This is a genomic window from Marinobacter segnicrescens, assembly GCF_900111555.1.
In the GTDB taxonomy this organism is placed as follows: domain Bacteria; phylum Pseudomonadota; class Gammaproteobacteria; order Pseudomonadales; family Oleiphilaceae; genus Marinobacter; species Marinobacter segnicrescens.
Window position 1 is genome coordinate 1 of record NZ_FOHZ01000021.1, and the last position, 14,918, is coordinate 14,918.

At 52.4% G+C, this 14,918-nt stretch carries 14 protein-coding genes; 4 read left to right on the forward strand and 10 right to left on the reverse strand.

Annotated features, from left to right (window positions below):
• Positions 1-6: 6 nt before the first annotated feature.
• The 7 genes from BM036_RS15645 to BM036_RS15675 form a co-directional block, all read right to left on the reverse strand.
• Complete coding sequence (locus BM036_RS15645; protein ID WP_091854095.1) at positions 7-432, reverse strand: hypothetical protein; 426 nt, start codon at positions 430-432, stop codon at positions 7-9.
• Positions 433-658: 226 nt separating this feature from the next.
• Positions 659-1,396 (reverse strand): ASCH domain-containing protein, encoded by a 738-nt coding sequence (locus tag BM036_RS15650; RefSeq protein ID WP_091854097.1) that lies wholly within the window; start codon positions 1,394-1,396, stop codon positions 659-661.
• Between the two features lie 56 nt (positions 1,397-1,452).
• Positions 1,453-4,485, reverse strand: a complete 3,033-nt coding sequence (locus BM036_RS15655) for a DEAD/DEAH box helicase (RefSeq protein ID WP_091854099.1) — start codon at positions 4,483-4,485, stop codon at positions 1,453-1,455.
• 11 nt (positions 4,486-4,496) lie between these two features.
• Complete coding sequence (locus BM036_RS15660; RefSeq protein WP_177186081.1) at positions 4,497-6,386, reverse strand: EH signature domain-containing protein; 1,890 nt, start codon at positions 6,384-6,386, stop codon at positions 4,497-4,499.
• A gap of 26 nt (positions 6,387-6,412) precedes the next feature.
• On the reverse strand, positions 6,413-7,204 hold the full coding sequence (locus tag BM036_RS15665; protein WP_091854103.1) for an OmpA/MotB family protein: 792 nt from the start codon (positions 7,202-7,204) through the stop codon (positions 6,413-6,415).
• Entirely contained in the window at positions 7,204-9,240 is a 2,037-nt protein-coding gene (zorA, locus tag BM036_RS15670; protein WP_091854105.1) for an anti-phage ZorAB system protein ZorA, read from the reverse strand. The genes BM036_RS15665 and zorA overlap by 1 nt, the downstream gene beginning before the upstream one ends.
• A 27-nt stretch (positions 9,241-9,267) precedes the next feature.
• Positions 9,268-10,206 carry a metallophosphoesterase gene (locus BM036_RS15675; protein WP_245742674.1) on the reverse strand — a complete coding sequence of 313 codons (939 nt, stop codon included), beginning with the start codon at positions 10,204-10,206 and terminating at the stop codon, positions 9,268-9,270.
• A gap of 250 nt (positions 10,207-10,456) precedes the next feature.
• Between BM036_RS15675 and BM036_RS15680 the strand changes: the two genes are divergently transcribed.
• Positions 10,457-10,789, forward strand: coding sequence for a hypothetical protein (locus BM036_RS15680; RefSeq protein WP_091854167.1), 333 nt, complete (start codon positions 10,457-10,459; stop codon positions 10,787-10,789).
• A gap of 50 nt (positions 10,790-10,839) precedes the next feature.
• Here the strand turns inward: BM036_RS15680 and BM036_RS15685 are convergent, their stop codons facing one another.
• On the reverse strand, positions 10,840-11,841 hold the full coding sequence (locus BM036_RS15685; protein ID WP_091854108.1) for a helix-turn-helix transcriptional regulator: 1,002 nt from the start codon (positions 11,839-11,841) through the stop codon (positions 10,840-10,842).
• Positions 11,842-12,140: 299 nt separating this feature from the next.
• Here BM036_RS15685 and BM036_RS15690 point away from each other — a divergent pair, with 299 nt between their 5' ends.
• Both BM036_RS15690 and BM036_RS15695 read left to right on the forward strand, forming a co-directional pair.
• Positions 12,141-12,356 carry a hypothetical protein gene (locus BM036_RS15690; RefSeq protein ID WP_218144825.1) on the forward strand — a complete coding sequence of 72 codons (216 nt, stop codon included), beginning with the start codon at positions 12,141-12,143 and terminating at the stop codon, positions 12,354-12,356.
• Positions 12,353-12,532, forward strand: coding sequence for a hypothetical protein (locus BM036_RS15695; protein WP_091854112.1), 180 nt, complete (start codon positions 12,353-12,355; stop codon positions 12,530-12,532). Before BM036_RS15690 ends, BM036_RS15695 begins: the two co-directional genes overlap by 4 nt.
• A gap of 199 nt (positions 12,533-12,731) precedes the next feature.
• On the opposite strand, the gene BM036_RS15700 is transcribed toward BM036_RS15695, so the two are convergent.
• Both BM036_RS15700 and BM036_RS15705 read right to left on the reverse strand, forming a co-directional pair.
• Positions 12,732-13,253, reverse strand: a complete 522-nt coding sequence (locus tag BM036_RS15700) for a hypothetical protein (protein ID WP_091854114.1) — start codon at positions 13,251-13,253, stop codon at positions 12,732-12,734.
• Positions 13,254-13,648: 395 nt separating this feature from the next.
• Positions 13,649-14,293, reverse strand: a complete 645-nt coding sequence (locus BM036_RS15705; RefSeq protein ID WP_281247032.1) for a class I adenylate-forming enzyme family protein — start codon at positions 14,291-14,293, stop codon at positions 13,649-13,651.
• Positions 14,294-14,439: 146 nt separating this feature from the next.
• Here BM036_RS15705 and BM036_RS15710 point away from each other — a divergent pair, with 146 nt between their 5' ends.
• Complete coding sequence (locus BM036_RS15710; RefSeq protein WP_177186082.1) at positions 14,440-14,757, forward strand: PaaX family transcriptional regulator C-terminal domain-containing protein; 318 nt, start codon at positions 14,440-14,442, stop codon at positions 14,755-14,757.
• The last annotated feature ends 161 nt before the right edge of the window (positions 14,758-14,918 follow it).

The window sequence follows — 14,918 nt, forward strand, 5'->3', positions numbered from 1 at the left end:
GACCGCTCAAAGTACAAAACTGACTCCAGCGTGATGGCCGTGTGCAAACCGGTCACGATCCCCGGAATGACCGGTCACGTTCGCCGGAATACGCAGATAGGGCACCGGGTCCATGGCCGCTTTGTGGCCCAGATGGATTTTTTCATCCGCCGGGGAGATCTGGCGCAGCTGGGTTTCAATAAACAGGCGGCTTTTTTCAAAGCCGGGGGTCAGGTCTTGCTCGAAGCGGGTTTCTGCCGGGTCCAGAACGCGGATGGCATCGGCCTGTTCTTCCAGCTTGGTAAGAAAGCGGGCACTTTTGCCGTTCACCAGTTCCGACAGGCCATCCACGGTGAGCACGTAACCGCCGTCGTCGCTGGCGTCCGCCCGGCGGACGATCCATTCGCAGTCCCGGATAAGCACCCGGGCACCCGGTGCGTAGAGTGTTTGCATGCCTGATCCCTGCAGCTGTAGCGACTTTTTCTTGGGCGGATGCTAACCAGAGGGGCCGACATCCCTTGTCGCTCTATATGACATTACATTTTGGTTATTGCGGTGATGATGCGTCAGATTGGTGCAAAGGGGAAGGGTGGATTTGTAAAATTTGGTGCCTTAGTTATTTGATTTATCGGGGTATTTGCAGATCTGAACTAATTGCGATGGCGATCTTTGCCCAGCTCTAATCCGGTGACCCCCAGCGCACCGCACTCACAATTCCCCAGTTGCCTTTGGGGTTAGGTCGTCGCCATTTAGCTGTTGGCATTTTTCTCAAGTAATCGAGCGCTGATCTGTAATCGGGGAAACGCTTTTCAGCGCCTTTCTCGCCGACCGTGTAGTAGCCGTTTCGGCTACATGCCTTCTGGCAGAACCAGCTACCATCACGGGCGAACGGAACTGATTGATCAATTTGAGGAGTAACACTTTGCCTTGCCACAGCCGCACTGGCAGGGGGACGTTTCAGTGAAGCTGATTCGGTGTTTGTGAGCTGGCACTTTAGTTCCTTTCTGGCCAGGTCATCGAGCTCGACCCAGATTACCGCTCCGCTTTTGTGTCTGTATCTTATCGGTTTGGCGAGAGAAGTTACCTGCCCCAGAATCCACGCATGATTCCACTTATAATCATCTCGCGTGTAGATTTCTGGGCCCACGCGGTGCTTGTCTTCGTTGTCAAAAATCTCTTCAAACGACAATGGCCCGATGGAGTCCTGGATAGTCGCTATGCCCGTGATCGTGCCGGTCCCCTTTTCAATCAAAGCAACAGGCCCGCGGACGGAGGTTTGGGAGCTGCGCATTTCCCAGTTTTTTTCACCCCGCAGAATTTTTCCGATCCAGGGCTGGGCGATGATTAACCCCCGACGTACTTCCCCGTCTTGAATCAAACCGGTTTGTTGCCCGCCACCACCGTCTTCTCTTTTCATACCCGGTAATCCCCCCTAATTTTCGGTTTTAAAAACAAAAGCCAGATCTGAAGAAATTACAGGCCCATCGATTTCATTACTTCAGTCTCTGAGACGGCTTCAGGAGTCACAACCGCGTCCTTGAGCATTAGCTTGCCGCGCAGCAGTCGGTCGAGATGGACGTCGAAGGAGTCAAATTCCGGGTGCAATATGGCTGGCAAATGGATGTTTACTGGCTTTTCCTGCCCTATCCGGTAAACCCGATCTGATGCTTGAGCTTCCTTTGCCGGGTTCCAATGCCGCTCCAAATGAATGACATTGTTCGCCCCCACAACGGTAAGTCCTACGCCTGCAGCGACCGGGGACATTATCAGCACGTTGAAGCTCTCTGCCGCCTCAAACTGGGTAATGAGCTGTTTGCGGCTGAGCACATCTGATTTCTTGGAGACGGCTGCGGTGTCCCCGTTAATGATTGCGATATCGAGGCCATAGATCTGGTCCAACCACAATTTCAGCAGCCTTTGTAGCCGTTTGGTGACCATGAACAGGATGACTTTTTCGCCCTTGCTTTTAATTGCGTCCAGTGAGGCAAGGAGCACTGCCAACTTGGCAGATTCGGTCATCACTGTTCTTGCTGAATCGCCGTCATTGGTCATCAGCTCGGCTTCATGTCGGAGCCGGGGATGAAGGGAAATCTCTCTCAGCTGCTGCAGAACAGCCAGTGCCTTGCCCCGCATGTCTTCAGTCGCATGCTGTTCACGGTAGCCCTTTAGCACATCATCGTAAGCTCGGCGTTGGGAACCCGTCATGGTGCTTGTCAGGTCGGAGGTATAAACCAAATTGCCTTGATCTGATTGTGGCACACCGCATCGTATGGTCTTTGACGGCAGGCCGGTCAACTGATCTTCCTTAACCCTTCGCAACATGAATGGCCCAACCGCTTCCCGTAGCTCTTGTCCGAGCTTTGCCCTCACTGCGTCCCGATTCTCCTCATCGGCACTCAGTATGGGTTTTACCCAAGTATCCCGAAAGGTTGTCCAGCTTCCCAACAGTCCGGGCTGGGCTGTATCCATAAGACACCAGAAATCACCCAGACTGTTCTCTACCGGTGTACCGGTTGCGAGGAGTTTAAAGTCTGATTTCAGGCCTTTTGCTGCTCGGGTTTGCAGGGTATTCGGGTTTTTGATGTTCTGGGCTTCGTCAAAAATCACCATGCCCCAGTCGATGCGGCAGAGAGAAAACTGGTAGTCACGAAGTGTCTGGTAAGTTGCAAGTACCAGGCGGCGTTCCTGATCCAGACGTCTGGCACCCGCATCCGGGCCGATATGCAACGCGTAACGAATGGCTTCCTCATCCAATACCTGGTCGCTATCCAAAAGCTCGGCCATTTGAGCGGCTTCCCGCTTTTCTCCCTTGACTCGGTACTTGGCAAGGTCCCTGCCGGACTGCAACACCACAATGTCTTTAAAGGGAATTCCATTGTAGGTGACGCCCACTTCGTCCTCCCAGTTTTCGAGAAGGCTAAGAGGCGCCACGACCAGGACCGGCTTCTCCTGTTTGCCGGATTCCTTCTGGTGTCTCAGGTATTCACCGACGGCCACGAGGCTCATGTAGGTCTTCCCGAGCCCCATATCATCAGCCAATAATGCGCCCTGAAGGCGGTAGAGATTATCCCGTTCTTCATTACGTGCCTGCTCAATAAGGCCCATCATCCAGGATATGCCTTCCTTCTGATGGGGAAATGGCCGCCTTGCGTACAGATCCCAGTCGGGCTCCGTATTCCCTTTAAATTCGCCCGCTTTTTGCCGAAGTTCTTCGTGCAATTCTGCGGCTTCCTTCAATACCAGGCTGAGTTTTTCTTTTTTGGCCGGGGTATCACCATCCTGAGGTTCAGCAAAGGTCTGTGGGCTTCGAAGTTTCTCAGTAATCTGCTCAAGCTGCGCTGAAACTTGCTGCCGGTCCGAGATATCAATGGGTTCGCCATTGAAAGTCAGAGTCTCAGCTCCCTGCCCCCACGCAGCTTCAACTGTGTCCTGGAACTGAGCCAGATCTTCCTCTGACTGAATCACTCTGGGTAACGCTTCTGGTGGCGCAGGGAGCTTATCAAGCGCAAACCAGTCCTGCTTCTTGGCATCAAGGTCGCCAAACTCCATGTGCTGGAGCTTGCCCACTCCCTCAACACGAACGGAAAAACCAAGCTCAAGGTTGACCAGAGAGGCGTCCAGAAAGGCGCCAGGGGTTTCAATAAACTCTTTTACCTTATCTGCCGGGATCCTGCGGTTGCCAAAAACCTCCTTAACCGCTTCAATCTTCTCCGGCTCCATTAGGACCACACGCTTTCCTATCCGCAGCGCGCCGCCAGTATCTGAATTAAAATCAAGCTGATCCCATCTCCTACCTAGCTCTTCCGGTGGCGTGCCGTCGCCAAGACTGGGACTCAGGAAAAGGCTGCCGTCAGGCATTCTGGTTGCGACAACCCCTATACCCTCAGGAACTACCACATCGAGCTTTTCGAAGTGACCGAGGTCCAGTTTCACACCATTACGTTGTGCCGTCTGAAGCTCAGCCATCAGACGCAAGTTAGCGCCCTCACCTTTATTTTCCGGCGGCAACTGCTTGTGATGCTCCAGAGCCGTCAGTGCGAACAGCTCAGATGGAGTAAGACGATACTTCTCCGCGGAGGTCAGGTAGAGAAAGGGGCCTTTTCTGATAAATGGCGAGTGTTGCCCCTCGATCACGGCAGAGAGGTTTACACGAAATCCGCTGTTGCCCGTGCGCCCACTAATATCTGTGTCAAACTCTCCCGGATATCTCTGTGGCAGACCCAAAACTTTTGCCTGCTCATCATCAAGGCCAGCTACACTCTCTGCACCGATGTGGTAGCCATTTGCCATGGGTTTCGCGAGGCCTTGCTCTTCGAGCATACGAAGGGCAATGAGCTGCATTTTCTGGAGGGCGGATCCCTCACCCTGTTTTAACGCGGCGAATTTCTCAAGTTCCACAAAGAACAAGACACCTGTGGAATCTGCACGTAAATCAAAGCCCGCCTGCCCGGAAACATCCTCTTTTTCCCCAGACACCATTGAACGCAAAAGGTCGAACAGGCCCATAGAAATCCTCTTTATTTAAACTTGTTGATGAATTCCGACTTTATTACCCAGGTATGCATGTCTTTCCTTTCGACATAGGGCGCCAGGGGGCCTGCAAACATTGCAACGATCTCTTTAAGAGGAAAACCAAGTAGCGCCGCAACATGCCGTGCTTTCACATTTGGATTGTGAGCCAGGTAACCAAGTACCGTTTTATGTTGATCGGAGAGACCATTCGAATGCGGAGGGCTGGGTTCCCGGTGTCGAGAAGTGCTCCTGCGCTCGGAATGAGGCACGCTTGGTCGACCTCGTAAAAATCTATCGACAGCATTGGCCGGAGACCTCTCTGCAAATAACTCTTCAAACGTCGGAGGTGAACGCTTCTGAACCTGAGATGGGGCTAGCACATTCAGATGGCCCGGCAATTCCTTCGGTTCTGGGACCCTTGCTTTTGGAGTTTCTACTACGGGGTATCCGTATATGGAGAGGTGACCCCGGTAATCTTCTGGACTCAGCAGTGATTCGATATCTAGCTCAATGCCATGTTCCGATAGAAAGTTAATTACCTTGGACTGCCAGCTCCTATTATGAGTCACAGCCTCCAAAGGTAAGTCATACATTGCACGATATTGAGCAGGCGTTAGATGGGTTAGCTCACCATGAGTAAAGGATGAGAAATCATAAGACGGAACGATTTTCCCTGGCGGGGCAAGATATACCCAGATCTTGAAGTTATGCGACCCCTCTACAAGATAAAAATCTCCACAGTCAACGTAGATAATCGCTTTATCAGAGAGCACCCCGTCCAATGTGGCGAAATTGGTTTTGATATCGTCTCCCAAAAGCCTCTTAACAACTTCTTCTGCAGCCCGTCCAAGCATCAGGCGGGTGTTGCGAATCAGGTTCTGATTATAGAGCCCTTCCAGGAACCGTCTACGGGCTGGAAACATTCGCTGCAGATCTGCCTTTCTACTCTCAATTCCATACTGCTCCAGCGCCTGCAAAAAGAGTTTGAGATCCTCTCTGGAAAGCCAGCCCCTCACTTTTTCGACGCGCGCATTACCCAGAGGCTTCCACCATTCCTGATAACTGGCCGCAGAGCTCTTAATACGAGGATCACCCGCAATTCCCAGGACAAAATCCTGCCAGTCTTCCGAAACCTCGCGGCCAGCTCGATCTATGATCACCTCAAGCGCAACATGACCTATTCGCTTGCCATCACCGAACGGGGCCCGATTGACAGATGGCTTCAACAACTCATCAAAAATGGGATCCCAGTGGCCAACCTCTATGTCTTTAAGAGTCTCTAAGTAGTAATGAGCGCGACAAAGGTCTCCATATCGTCCATCGTCATAACCTACCAATCCAAGTACCGAAAACTTCTGTTCAAGCTCTTCGCCGTTATCACGAGCCAGTTGAGACAAGCGAGCGGGCCCATTGATACCGAGGATCCAATCAATATTCTCTTGTATCGAAACAATCGGATCTTTGGACACCTGCACATTTTTATACCGCGGCATTTTCTGACTCTGGTTCCCAAGAACAGACTCCAAATTCCCAAAAAGCCCCTCTTCCAGACTTTCCAACTGGTCGAACTCCTGGAAGTACAACCGGCATAATTGGAGAAATGTCGTGCGCGTTAGTCTCGGCTTCTGAAGATCAACCAAAGTACGTAGTACAGATGCTCTGCAACTGAGCTGTCGGATTTCTGAGTCATTGCACCACAACCAGGTTAACGCCCGACCTCCGATCCTCTTCTCTAGCACATCATAGATATCATTGAAGTCACCACGGCGTATCGCCTTGGTAATGCGCTCGCACATCGAGTCAAAAGCGCTACCACCACCCATGGATTGGGCAAACGTTTCTGTTTTAGCAATAAGCGTGGCCCAATCGGATTCGACCAAATCCGGCCACTCCATTTTCAGCTCTGGAAGCCGAGGTAGCCTCATCGAGTCAGTTCCACCTTATCACGGACCTTCTCGTAGTCCTCACTGCTGGGCCGCCGTATTGTAAACCGGATATCGATACGGCGGTTCTTACTGTAATCATCCTCGGTTCGTTGGTTTTCTACCACCGGCCGGGTTTCTGCATAACCACTTACAGAAAATAGCGGTTTTCCTTCACCATTCGTCAGACTGCTAAGCTTGGCCCCGGTTGGAAGTGCACGTTCCCAGAATTGCCATAACGAGATGGCCCTGAAGGTCGACAAGCACCAATTGCCCTTCTCTCCGCAGAGCCTCCCGTTAAAAGGCCGGCTATCGGTGTGTCCTTCGACGAAAACTGTGTCTAAATAGTCTGAGCGATTTTCCTGGGAGATCAGTTGTCGAAGCACTTCTCCTATTTCATGGGCAGTATCCTGATATTGTTGTCCGATTTGGTCCGCGCCGGTATCAAATCCCAGTAACTGGTTTGGAATCCTGAGAACGGTGCTATTTTCACTGACTTCTACCTGAATACCCCGTTTTTGGAGGATTTCTGCGGCCTCTGTTAGTATATTTTTTCTAACCTCTTCCGCCTTTCGAAGCAGTTTAATTTCCTCCTCAACCTCTACGACTTGGTCCTGTAAACGTTCCCGCTCTTGTTCTGCTTGCTCCCGCAGCTCCATCAATTGAAGAATCAAAATCACTGAGGCCAGGATGAAAATCACAAGTAACCCAGACATAATGTCGGAGAAGGACATCCAGTATGGGTTTTCTTCATCCACCGACACATGCTTCGAAGAACGGAGCAATGCCATTAGCGCGCCTCCAACTCATCGAGAATACTGTTCATATTCTCTACGACTCGGAGCATTGAATCTGCATAGGCTCGGGAACTGTCATTCCATTTTTCCATGCGGTCTTCGATTTGCTGATTCACCTGTGAGGAGTAGCTGGAGAGCCAGGATTCTGCCTGCTTTTCGATTTCAGAGACCTGCCCGGCCAGATTCTCGGATAGTCCGCTGAATTCGGTCTTTATTGATCTCAACCATTCCTGCTGATGCTGTTTGAGCTCTGCGAAACCTTCGTTGGTTAGCTTTGCGGCATTGCCGTACTGCTCAACGCTCTCGCGAATCGACATTTGCAAGCCTTCAAGCAATCTTGATTGCTCGCTCAAACGATCAGAGAGAATTCCATTCTGTTCGCCAGCCGACTCTATGACAGACAGAACCTCAGACATCCTTGTGCCCAAAACATCCGTTGCTTGCTTTACCTGAGAACTGAGAAGGCCGAGCTGATTCGAACTGCTGTCCAGATGTTTGCTGCTCTCGGATATCGAACTTGTCACCTTGGCGAGCTGTTCAAGGGTCTCTCGATGCTGGTCGGCCAACTCAATGCTTTGTTGTTGAGTTGTTTTAACAGACTCTGCAATCTCGTTAAGCAGACGTTTTTGCTGATCAGCGACTTGCTCACTCTGCTCCCTGAAGCGTTCTTGTCTGCGATTTTCTCGCTCATCTGCCGCTTCGATCTGTGACTTGAGGCTCTCCGTCATTCGCTCTGTCAGGCCCGCAAACATTTGTTCCATTTGCTGCTCGCGCTTCAAAGACCCTTCTGATGCCCGCTCAGCTCGCTGGTCGGCAGCCTCCAGCTGTGCCTCCACCTTTTCCGTAAAGCTTGCCATCAACTGACCGAATTTGTCCTCGAGCGCCTTTTGACTGCTTGAGGCAGAGTCCGCAACCTGAGCTATCTGCGCATCAAAACGACCGGCCTGCTGGCGAGAACTTTCAAGCTGTCTTTCTTGTTGTTCGTTAAGTTTCGTAAAGAGTTCTTCAAGCTGGGAGCTCATGTCTGTGACGGCAGTATTCACATCCGAGGCCGCCTGTTCCAGCAATGCCCCCTGGTTTCTCGCTGCACCGCTTACACCCTCAACGAAATCGCCGACCAATCGCTCGAGGATCTGAGTTGACTGCTGGCTTGCATTGTTAACCAGAGACTCGATAGCAGGTGCCATGATCTTGTTCAACGCGGTGCTAAACGCCTCCTCCATCGAATCGGAAACGCCTTTGATACTTTCCTGTAACCTGTCACCTATACGCTCATGGAGTTCCTGTAATGCCTCCTTGCTTTCCCGACTACTATCAGCAATGTGCACCAAAGACTGCTCTGCCGGTATTCTTGGATAGAGAAAGTCAATTTCTTGCTGTATCGACTTGATTTTCGATAATGCAGAGCGCTCCATAAACTTTTCAATCATATTGAGTAGCAAGCTAAGACCAACACCCCAGACAGAGGTCATAAAGGCAACAGTTGCCCCCTGAATGAGTCGATCAATGCCATCACGAAGTTCGGGGATGTCGGAGCGAGAACTCAAATTCAAGCTATCCAGACCGACCGTTAAGCCGACGAAAGTACCGAGTACACCGATTGCCACTAAAAAGCTTGGCGTCGCGGCAAGTAGACGACTTCCTGTAAGACCAGGAGCAAGCGTTCTCGCATTAAAGAAATGATCAGCATCCAAGGTGTTGAATAGCGCCTTTTGATCACCTGAAATTACCAGGCTTTCATCAAACTCCCGCCACACCTTGCCAACATCCTCTTTTTTTAACCCCAGAGCTTTTTGCAAAACTTCACGACGGCTGCTCGCAAGTGATTGTTTATCTTGATCAGCAATGAGGGTTTTGAGTGAGCTTAACCTGCCTTTGAAACGCAAAAAATGGCGCGTGACGGCAATGACTGCAACCACGAATATGAAAATCATCAACAGCCAAAAAAGCGTTGCCAGACCTTGCGGTGTGCCATTTGCTAAGGCAGTAAAGTCAGGAAGTAGATGCGAAAGCAAACTGACAAAATCCATTTCTATTTCCTATTTTTGATTGAATTTTTATGACCTGTGGCGACTGACGTAGCAATAACTTGCCTCGGTGAGTTCGTTCTCCCCACCCCACCTATAAGCACAGAGCTTTCCACCATTGTCACCCGCGATGCTGTAATCAAGGCATGCTACGTGCTTACTCAAAGGCGCCGGCTTTCCGGACATCCAGTAGTGCCCGACAAACACCGGCTTCTTGCCGTCGTACCCCGGCAAAACGTGTGCTGCCACCGGTTCATGGGGAATTTGGTTGATTACATTTCCGGGTACCATGGCCAAGTCACGGTAGGTTAACTCACCCTGCCGCCACCATTTTGTGCGGATATTGGTGCGCTTTTGCTCATATTTGTCAAAAAAGTGGTGATCTCCCGGTAGCGGCACTTCCAGGCCTTTAAGCAGGGTTTCAATCGCCTCATAAGCCGCTGAACCCTCTTGGCTTGCCGCTTCCCAGGCACCCGGCAGCAGCCGGTTGTCTGAATCGGTGTAATCGGCGATCGCCGCCAGGTGTCCCGGGTGCCAGCATGCATGGACTACGCGGAATTCCGGTAGATCCAGATAAACCGGCAAGGTTTTGAACCACTCAATCATGCTGTGGTGTAGTTCGCTACCCTCGCCAACTTGTTCCAGAAATTCTCTGTGCTGTTTCAGGTTTTTATCGATATGGGGGCGGAGAGACTCACCAGGGTTTTGCGGGTCAGCCGTGGCCCAGGTCACCGCGTTGAACTCGTGGTTGCCCATCACAGCCAGAGCCTGGCCGCCCTCGACCATGTTACGGGCAATGGTAACGGTTTCCACCTGCTCCGGTCCGCGATCAACGAAATCCCCCAGGAAGATGACTATGCGCTCCGGGTGCTGCCACACACCGTCTGTTTCGCGGTAATCCATCTTGGTTAAGAGGGCTTTGAGTTCGGTTGCGTGGCCATGAATATCGCCGATCAGGTCGTACATCATTCATCCCTGCCTGGTAGGTCGTTCTTGCTCAGCCTGTTTTGGTGGTTACGAAAGGTTAGGCTGCAGTTAATTCGTATTTTAAGCAATAGTGCTTGAATTTAGGGCTAATTCCAATCAAATGTAACTCTTGTTTACATTGGGAAAATGTACCCTTCGTCTGCCATCCTCGGCAATATATCGGTCGGTTGCGACACAAGGCGTCGCACTGATGTTCTATCATTTGAACCGACTAATGATCAGGGAGAAACTGATGAACCGTGCTGAACAAGAAATGCTCAAGAAGCGCATCGAGGAACGCAAAGGACTATCTGAGGAAGAAAGCCGCAAGCTGGACCAGCTCGAGGAGATGATCAACAAGATTCATTTCGAGCTGTTTCCGGAAGAGTACGACGCAATGATGGACTCCATTGCTGACGCCAATGACCGCCGCCAGGGAATCAATCCCATGAGTGCGGACTATACCGCCGAGGTAAATTCACGCCGCGAAAAGCTTGGAGTACCTCCGCTTGGTGCCAATGGGTTACCTACGGACGATGCCAGTTGGAATGTTGCCCGGGAAGAGGCGCTGCGGCGTCTCGGATAATCCACCTCTCCCAGCCGATTACTGCAGAGTTTTGGAGGCCCGGAAAGAGGTTACGGATCCTGCCGGACTCGCCTTAGCCCCTGCTCCAGCGTAGCCTCGATCTCCTGCCGCAGCCACGCGGGCTCCAGAATATCGCAATGGACGGCCTGGGCCGTCAGCCACCATCGCAGGTCCTGGGTATCGCCCACGGTAACGGCAATCTCGAAGCTCTTGTCGTCAAGCTCGCTGGTCAGCTGATCAAAGCCCAATGGGGATTCAATCAAGTGATTCAGCACCGGCCTGTCGCAGCGCAGCTTGAGGTATACCGGTTCCTCTGACTTGAGAATCCCCATGGCACCGGAGCGGATGTACAGATCCAGGTCGAAGTCATCCGGGCGAACCGTTGGCTCTTCCACGACCGCCCCCTCAGTCGCCCTGTGCAGAACCAGCTGGCGAATCCCTTCCCGGCCTTCGATAGTACCGATGAGATAGACGTTCGGGTCGCGGAAGATTAGCCCATATGGGTGCACCACGATTTCTTCCGGCTCTGGCCAGTTCCGGGCCTGGTAAGTCAGTTGACATTGGTATTCCCGCAGCAGGGCTTCCGTCACCGCTTCCAGTACATCGGCATCTATCGACGGGCGTTGCCCACCAAGGCCACGGTTGATAACCCTTACCCGATTTGGCCACTGGCCAAGCGGATTCTTCTCCCGGAGCAGGGTGCGGTGAGCCTCGTCGAAATGCGGCTTCAGGTGGGAGAGGGCTCTCGGAGGCAGCATGGGAGAAAGGTAAGCCCTGGCAAGCTCAAACGTGAGTGCTGCAGGTAGGTCCAGCGCCGGGATAATGTCCATGGTGGCATCCCGGTCGAATGACCAACGATAAGGGCGGGAATCTTCATCCACCAAGAGCGGGAAATCTGCACTCAGTTTTTCCAGGTCCCGCTGGATGGAGCGCATGGTCACCGAGAATCCCCGCCCCTCCAGCCGGCTCGCAAGCTCGGGTGTAGTGATCGACTTCGGGTAACGGGGCACCATCCGGAGCATGGTGAGATAGCGAACGGCGGTGTTGGACATAGCAGATTCCTTGCATGATCTATACGACACCATAGGCGACATAAAATGTCGTAACGTCATGCTAGATTCTTCCCCATACCAAGTAAAGCTTCCGACAAATCAGCAAGCAAAGGAGAGTAACCCTGAATCACTCAGACTTTACCCACCTTCTGGTCGAACATGGATTCACCCCCCAGTCCTACGATTTCGCGTCGACCATGCTCGGTTTCCAGCATGAGATTTATAACGCACTTATTCACGACGATCCGGTTTTCAGTCCTTATTCACAGGTCCATCAGCAGCCTCATTCACCCGACGCGATGATTCGTTGTGAACTGCTTACCAATACCGGAGACCTGACCGCTGCGGTGAAGCATTTCTATAACCGCTGGATGATTGAATTACGCTATGAAAACCCGGTGGTGGAACGTCTCAACCTGAACCGTAGCCAGGACGTCGTTACCATCCACGTGCTGACGATCAGTGAGCACAATGCCATGACTTTCCAGTTCACCATCAAGCGAGGTGTGCGATGATCTTTAGCCTTTTCGTCCTGAATGTGGTGCTCTGGATTGCAGCCTCCATGTTGTGTATCAGCTACTTCAACGACCATGTCGAGGGCTGGGAGGAGTGGGAGGCCTTCCCGGTATGGGTGAAGATTCCGATATTGCTGGTTGCACCAGCTCTTTTTCTACCCTGGTGGATCAGATAAGCGAAAAGCTATCAGACCACAATTACTGGTACCGCCATTTTAGGCATTCCTGCCCACAACACGGATTTAACCGTCTTTTCAACGGCACCGTGCACGAGGGCAGCAATGCTGCAGTATTACTTCGCTATCCTCGCCTACCGTTGATACAGAGCCGGACAGAGGCATCCAACCTTCCAGCCTTGGGTTCGCTTCGACATTGCTATTCTAGCCCATCATTCCTGCACAAACTGACGTCCGTAGCGTTGTCTTCCAGGAGTTTGCGGACGGTCTGACGAACATCCACAACCGGCCCGCCAGCAACAAACCGGGCATCAAGGTCATAGGCCATCCGCTCCAGGGGCATCTGGTCATATCCGTAAATAGAAATTTCTTCCAGGTAACGAGAGATGAAGTTGCGATAGCCAAGCTGCTGCCACTGGGCCACATGGACCAGTTCATGGAAATGAATTCGCAGGTTATTGGCCGCTGAGGGCGTCAGGTAATAGGTGTCATCCAGAGTCAGGCCTGCAACACTTCGGTCAAACAGGTCATCCAGGCCTGCCTGCGAAACATACTCTTGCGGTGGCAACGGTACTTCGGGCACTTCGACGTAGTAGCTCCGGGCGAGGAAACTTTCAGGGAAATAACCGGCAAACAGCTCCTTGAACTCCGTGCATGGGCGCCTGGAGGTTGCGAAGTGCAGATTGGTCTCGTTCACCCAGGATCGGATGGTATCCAGCATGTTCTGTCTCCTTGAATCTGGCGGCACTGTCTTGTCGGGCTGATCTGTTTTCTGTTGCAGATCGCACTCCCTCAAGATGTGTCGTCAGATTAAGCGACCAGAGCGACAGAAACGGTCGCTTACTGGAAAACCTACCGCCCCGGTGGGCTGCCGCCCTTTTTGGGGAGCCGCGAACGCCCGCCATGCCTTGTTCCAAGCCTTAGCGGCTTTGGCAGTTTGACTTGGTGACAGTCATAGGCTGAGTGTGGGCAGCACTTCTTGAGTGCGTCAGATTTGAACGGATTGAATACCGCCGCTGTCGATTTCACCAACAAATCGAACTGAGCGAAGACCCGCCCGAGCCAATGATGGCCCGGGCCGTCAAGGTTAGTAACCTCCCCAGAACCGAGTGGTGGCTAGCCCGCCAGCATATCCCGCAAAGCTTTGCGGTTCAGCTTTCCAACCGCCGTCTTCGGCACACTGTCCACGAAGACGACCTTTCTTGGTTTCTTGTAGGAGGCCAGGCGCCCGCTGACAAAGTCGATGAGCTTTGCCTCGGTAACTTCCTGACCGGGCTTGAGCGCAATAGCCGCGGTCACCGCCTCGACCCATTTTTCATCTTTGGTGCCAACGACGGAACACTCGGCAATCGCAGGATGTTCCATAAGGACATCCTCGACCTCCCGTGGGTAGACGTTGTAGCCGCCGGTGATGATCATATCGGAGGTACGGTCTTTCATGTGCAAGAAGCCGCGCTCGTCCATAATCGCCACGTCCCGCGTACGGAGCCAGCCGTCGTCAGTAAACATTTCAGCGTTCAGCTGATCGGCGTTGTAATACCTTTTCATCATAGAGGGGGCCTTTACGGCAATTTCGCCGGGCTCAACATGCGGCACATCGTTTCCAGACTCATCAATCAGGCGCAGTTCAGCATCCACACAGGGCTGGCCACATGAACCAAGCAGTTCGCCCTCATGATCCTCCGGCCGAAGAACGGTAATGATGGCACGGTGGATGGGTGGGCATCCTGGATAGCGGGGTACCGCGTCGGAACAAGACACAGTGGCGAGCTCACGAACGATCAATGAAGCTTCGAGGGTTCGAGAGACTGTTTGAGGGGCTCAGTGTTCGCCCGGATAACCTGGTTGGTGGCATCAAGGTCCTGCGCAAGGACCTGTAGGGGCTGGGTCTGGCTGCTGAAGCGCATGTGTTCGAGATTCAAGGTTTTTCAGATCAGGACGAGCAGGCAGCAAGGTCACTGTGGGATAGGCAAGCCCTGCTCCGGGACTACAAACGGTTGGTCGATCAGGTGTCCAATCAATTGAGGAGATTGGAAAGCCTGTCACCAGAAGCAGCCGCAGCGGAATCTCTGGTCTTCGGTCGGTCCGTCATTCGTCAGATTATTCGCGACCCACTGTTACCCGAGGAGCTTGTCGCCAGCAAGCAACGACTCAGGATGATCAGTCTGATGCAGGAGTATCAGACGGTAGCAATCAAAATCTGGTTGAACGTGTTGGGCGTGTAACTGCTCCCCGCTACCCTATAAAAGAAAGGCAGATCCGTGAGTTACTGGTCTGCCTTTTTTGTTTCTCGTTGGTGTGATTCCTGGGCGCATCCCATCGCAGACGATGAAAAAAGTGCCGCTGTGGTATCAAGACCGCCTACCCTGAGGTTGGTAAAGCTGGA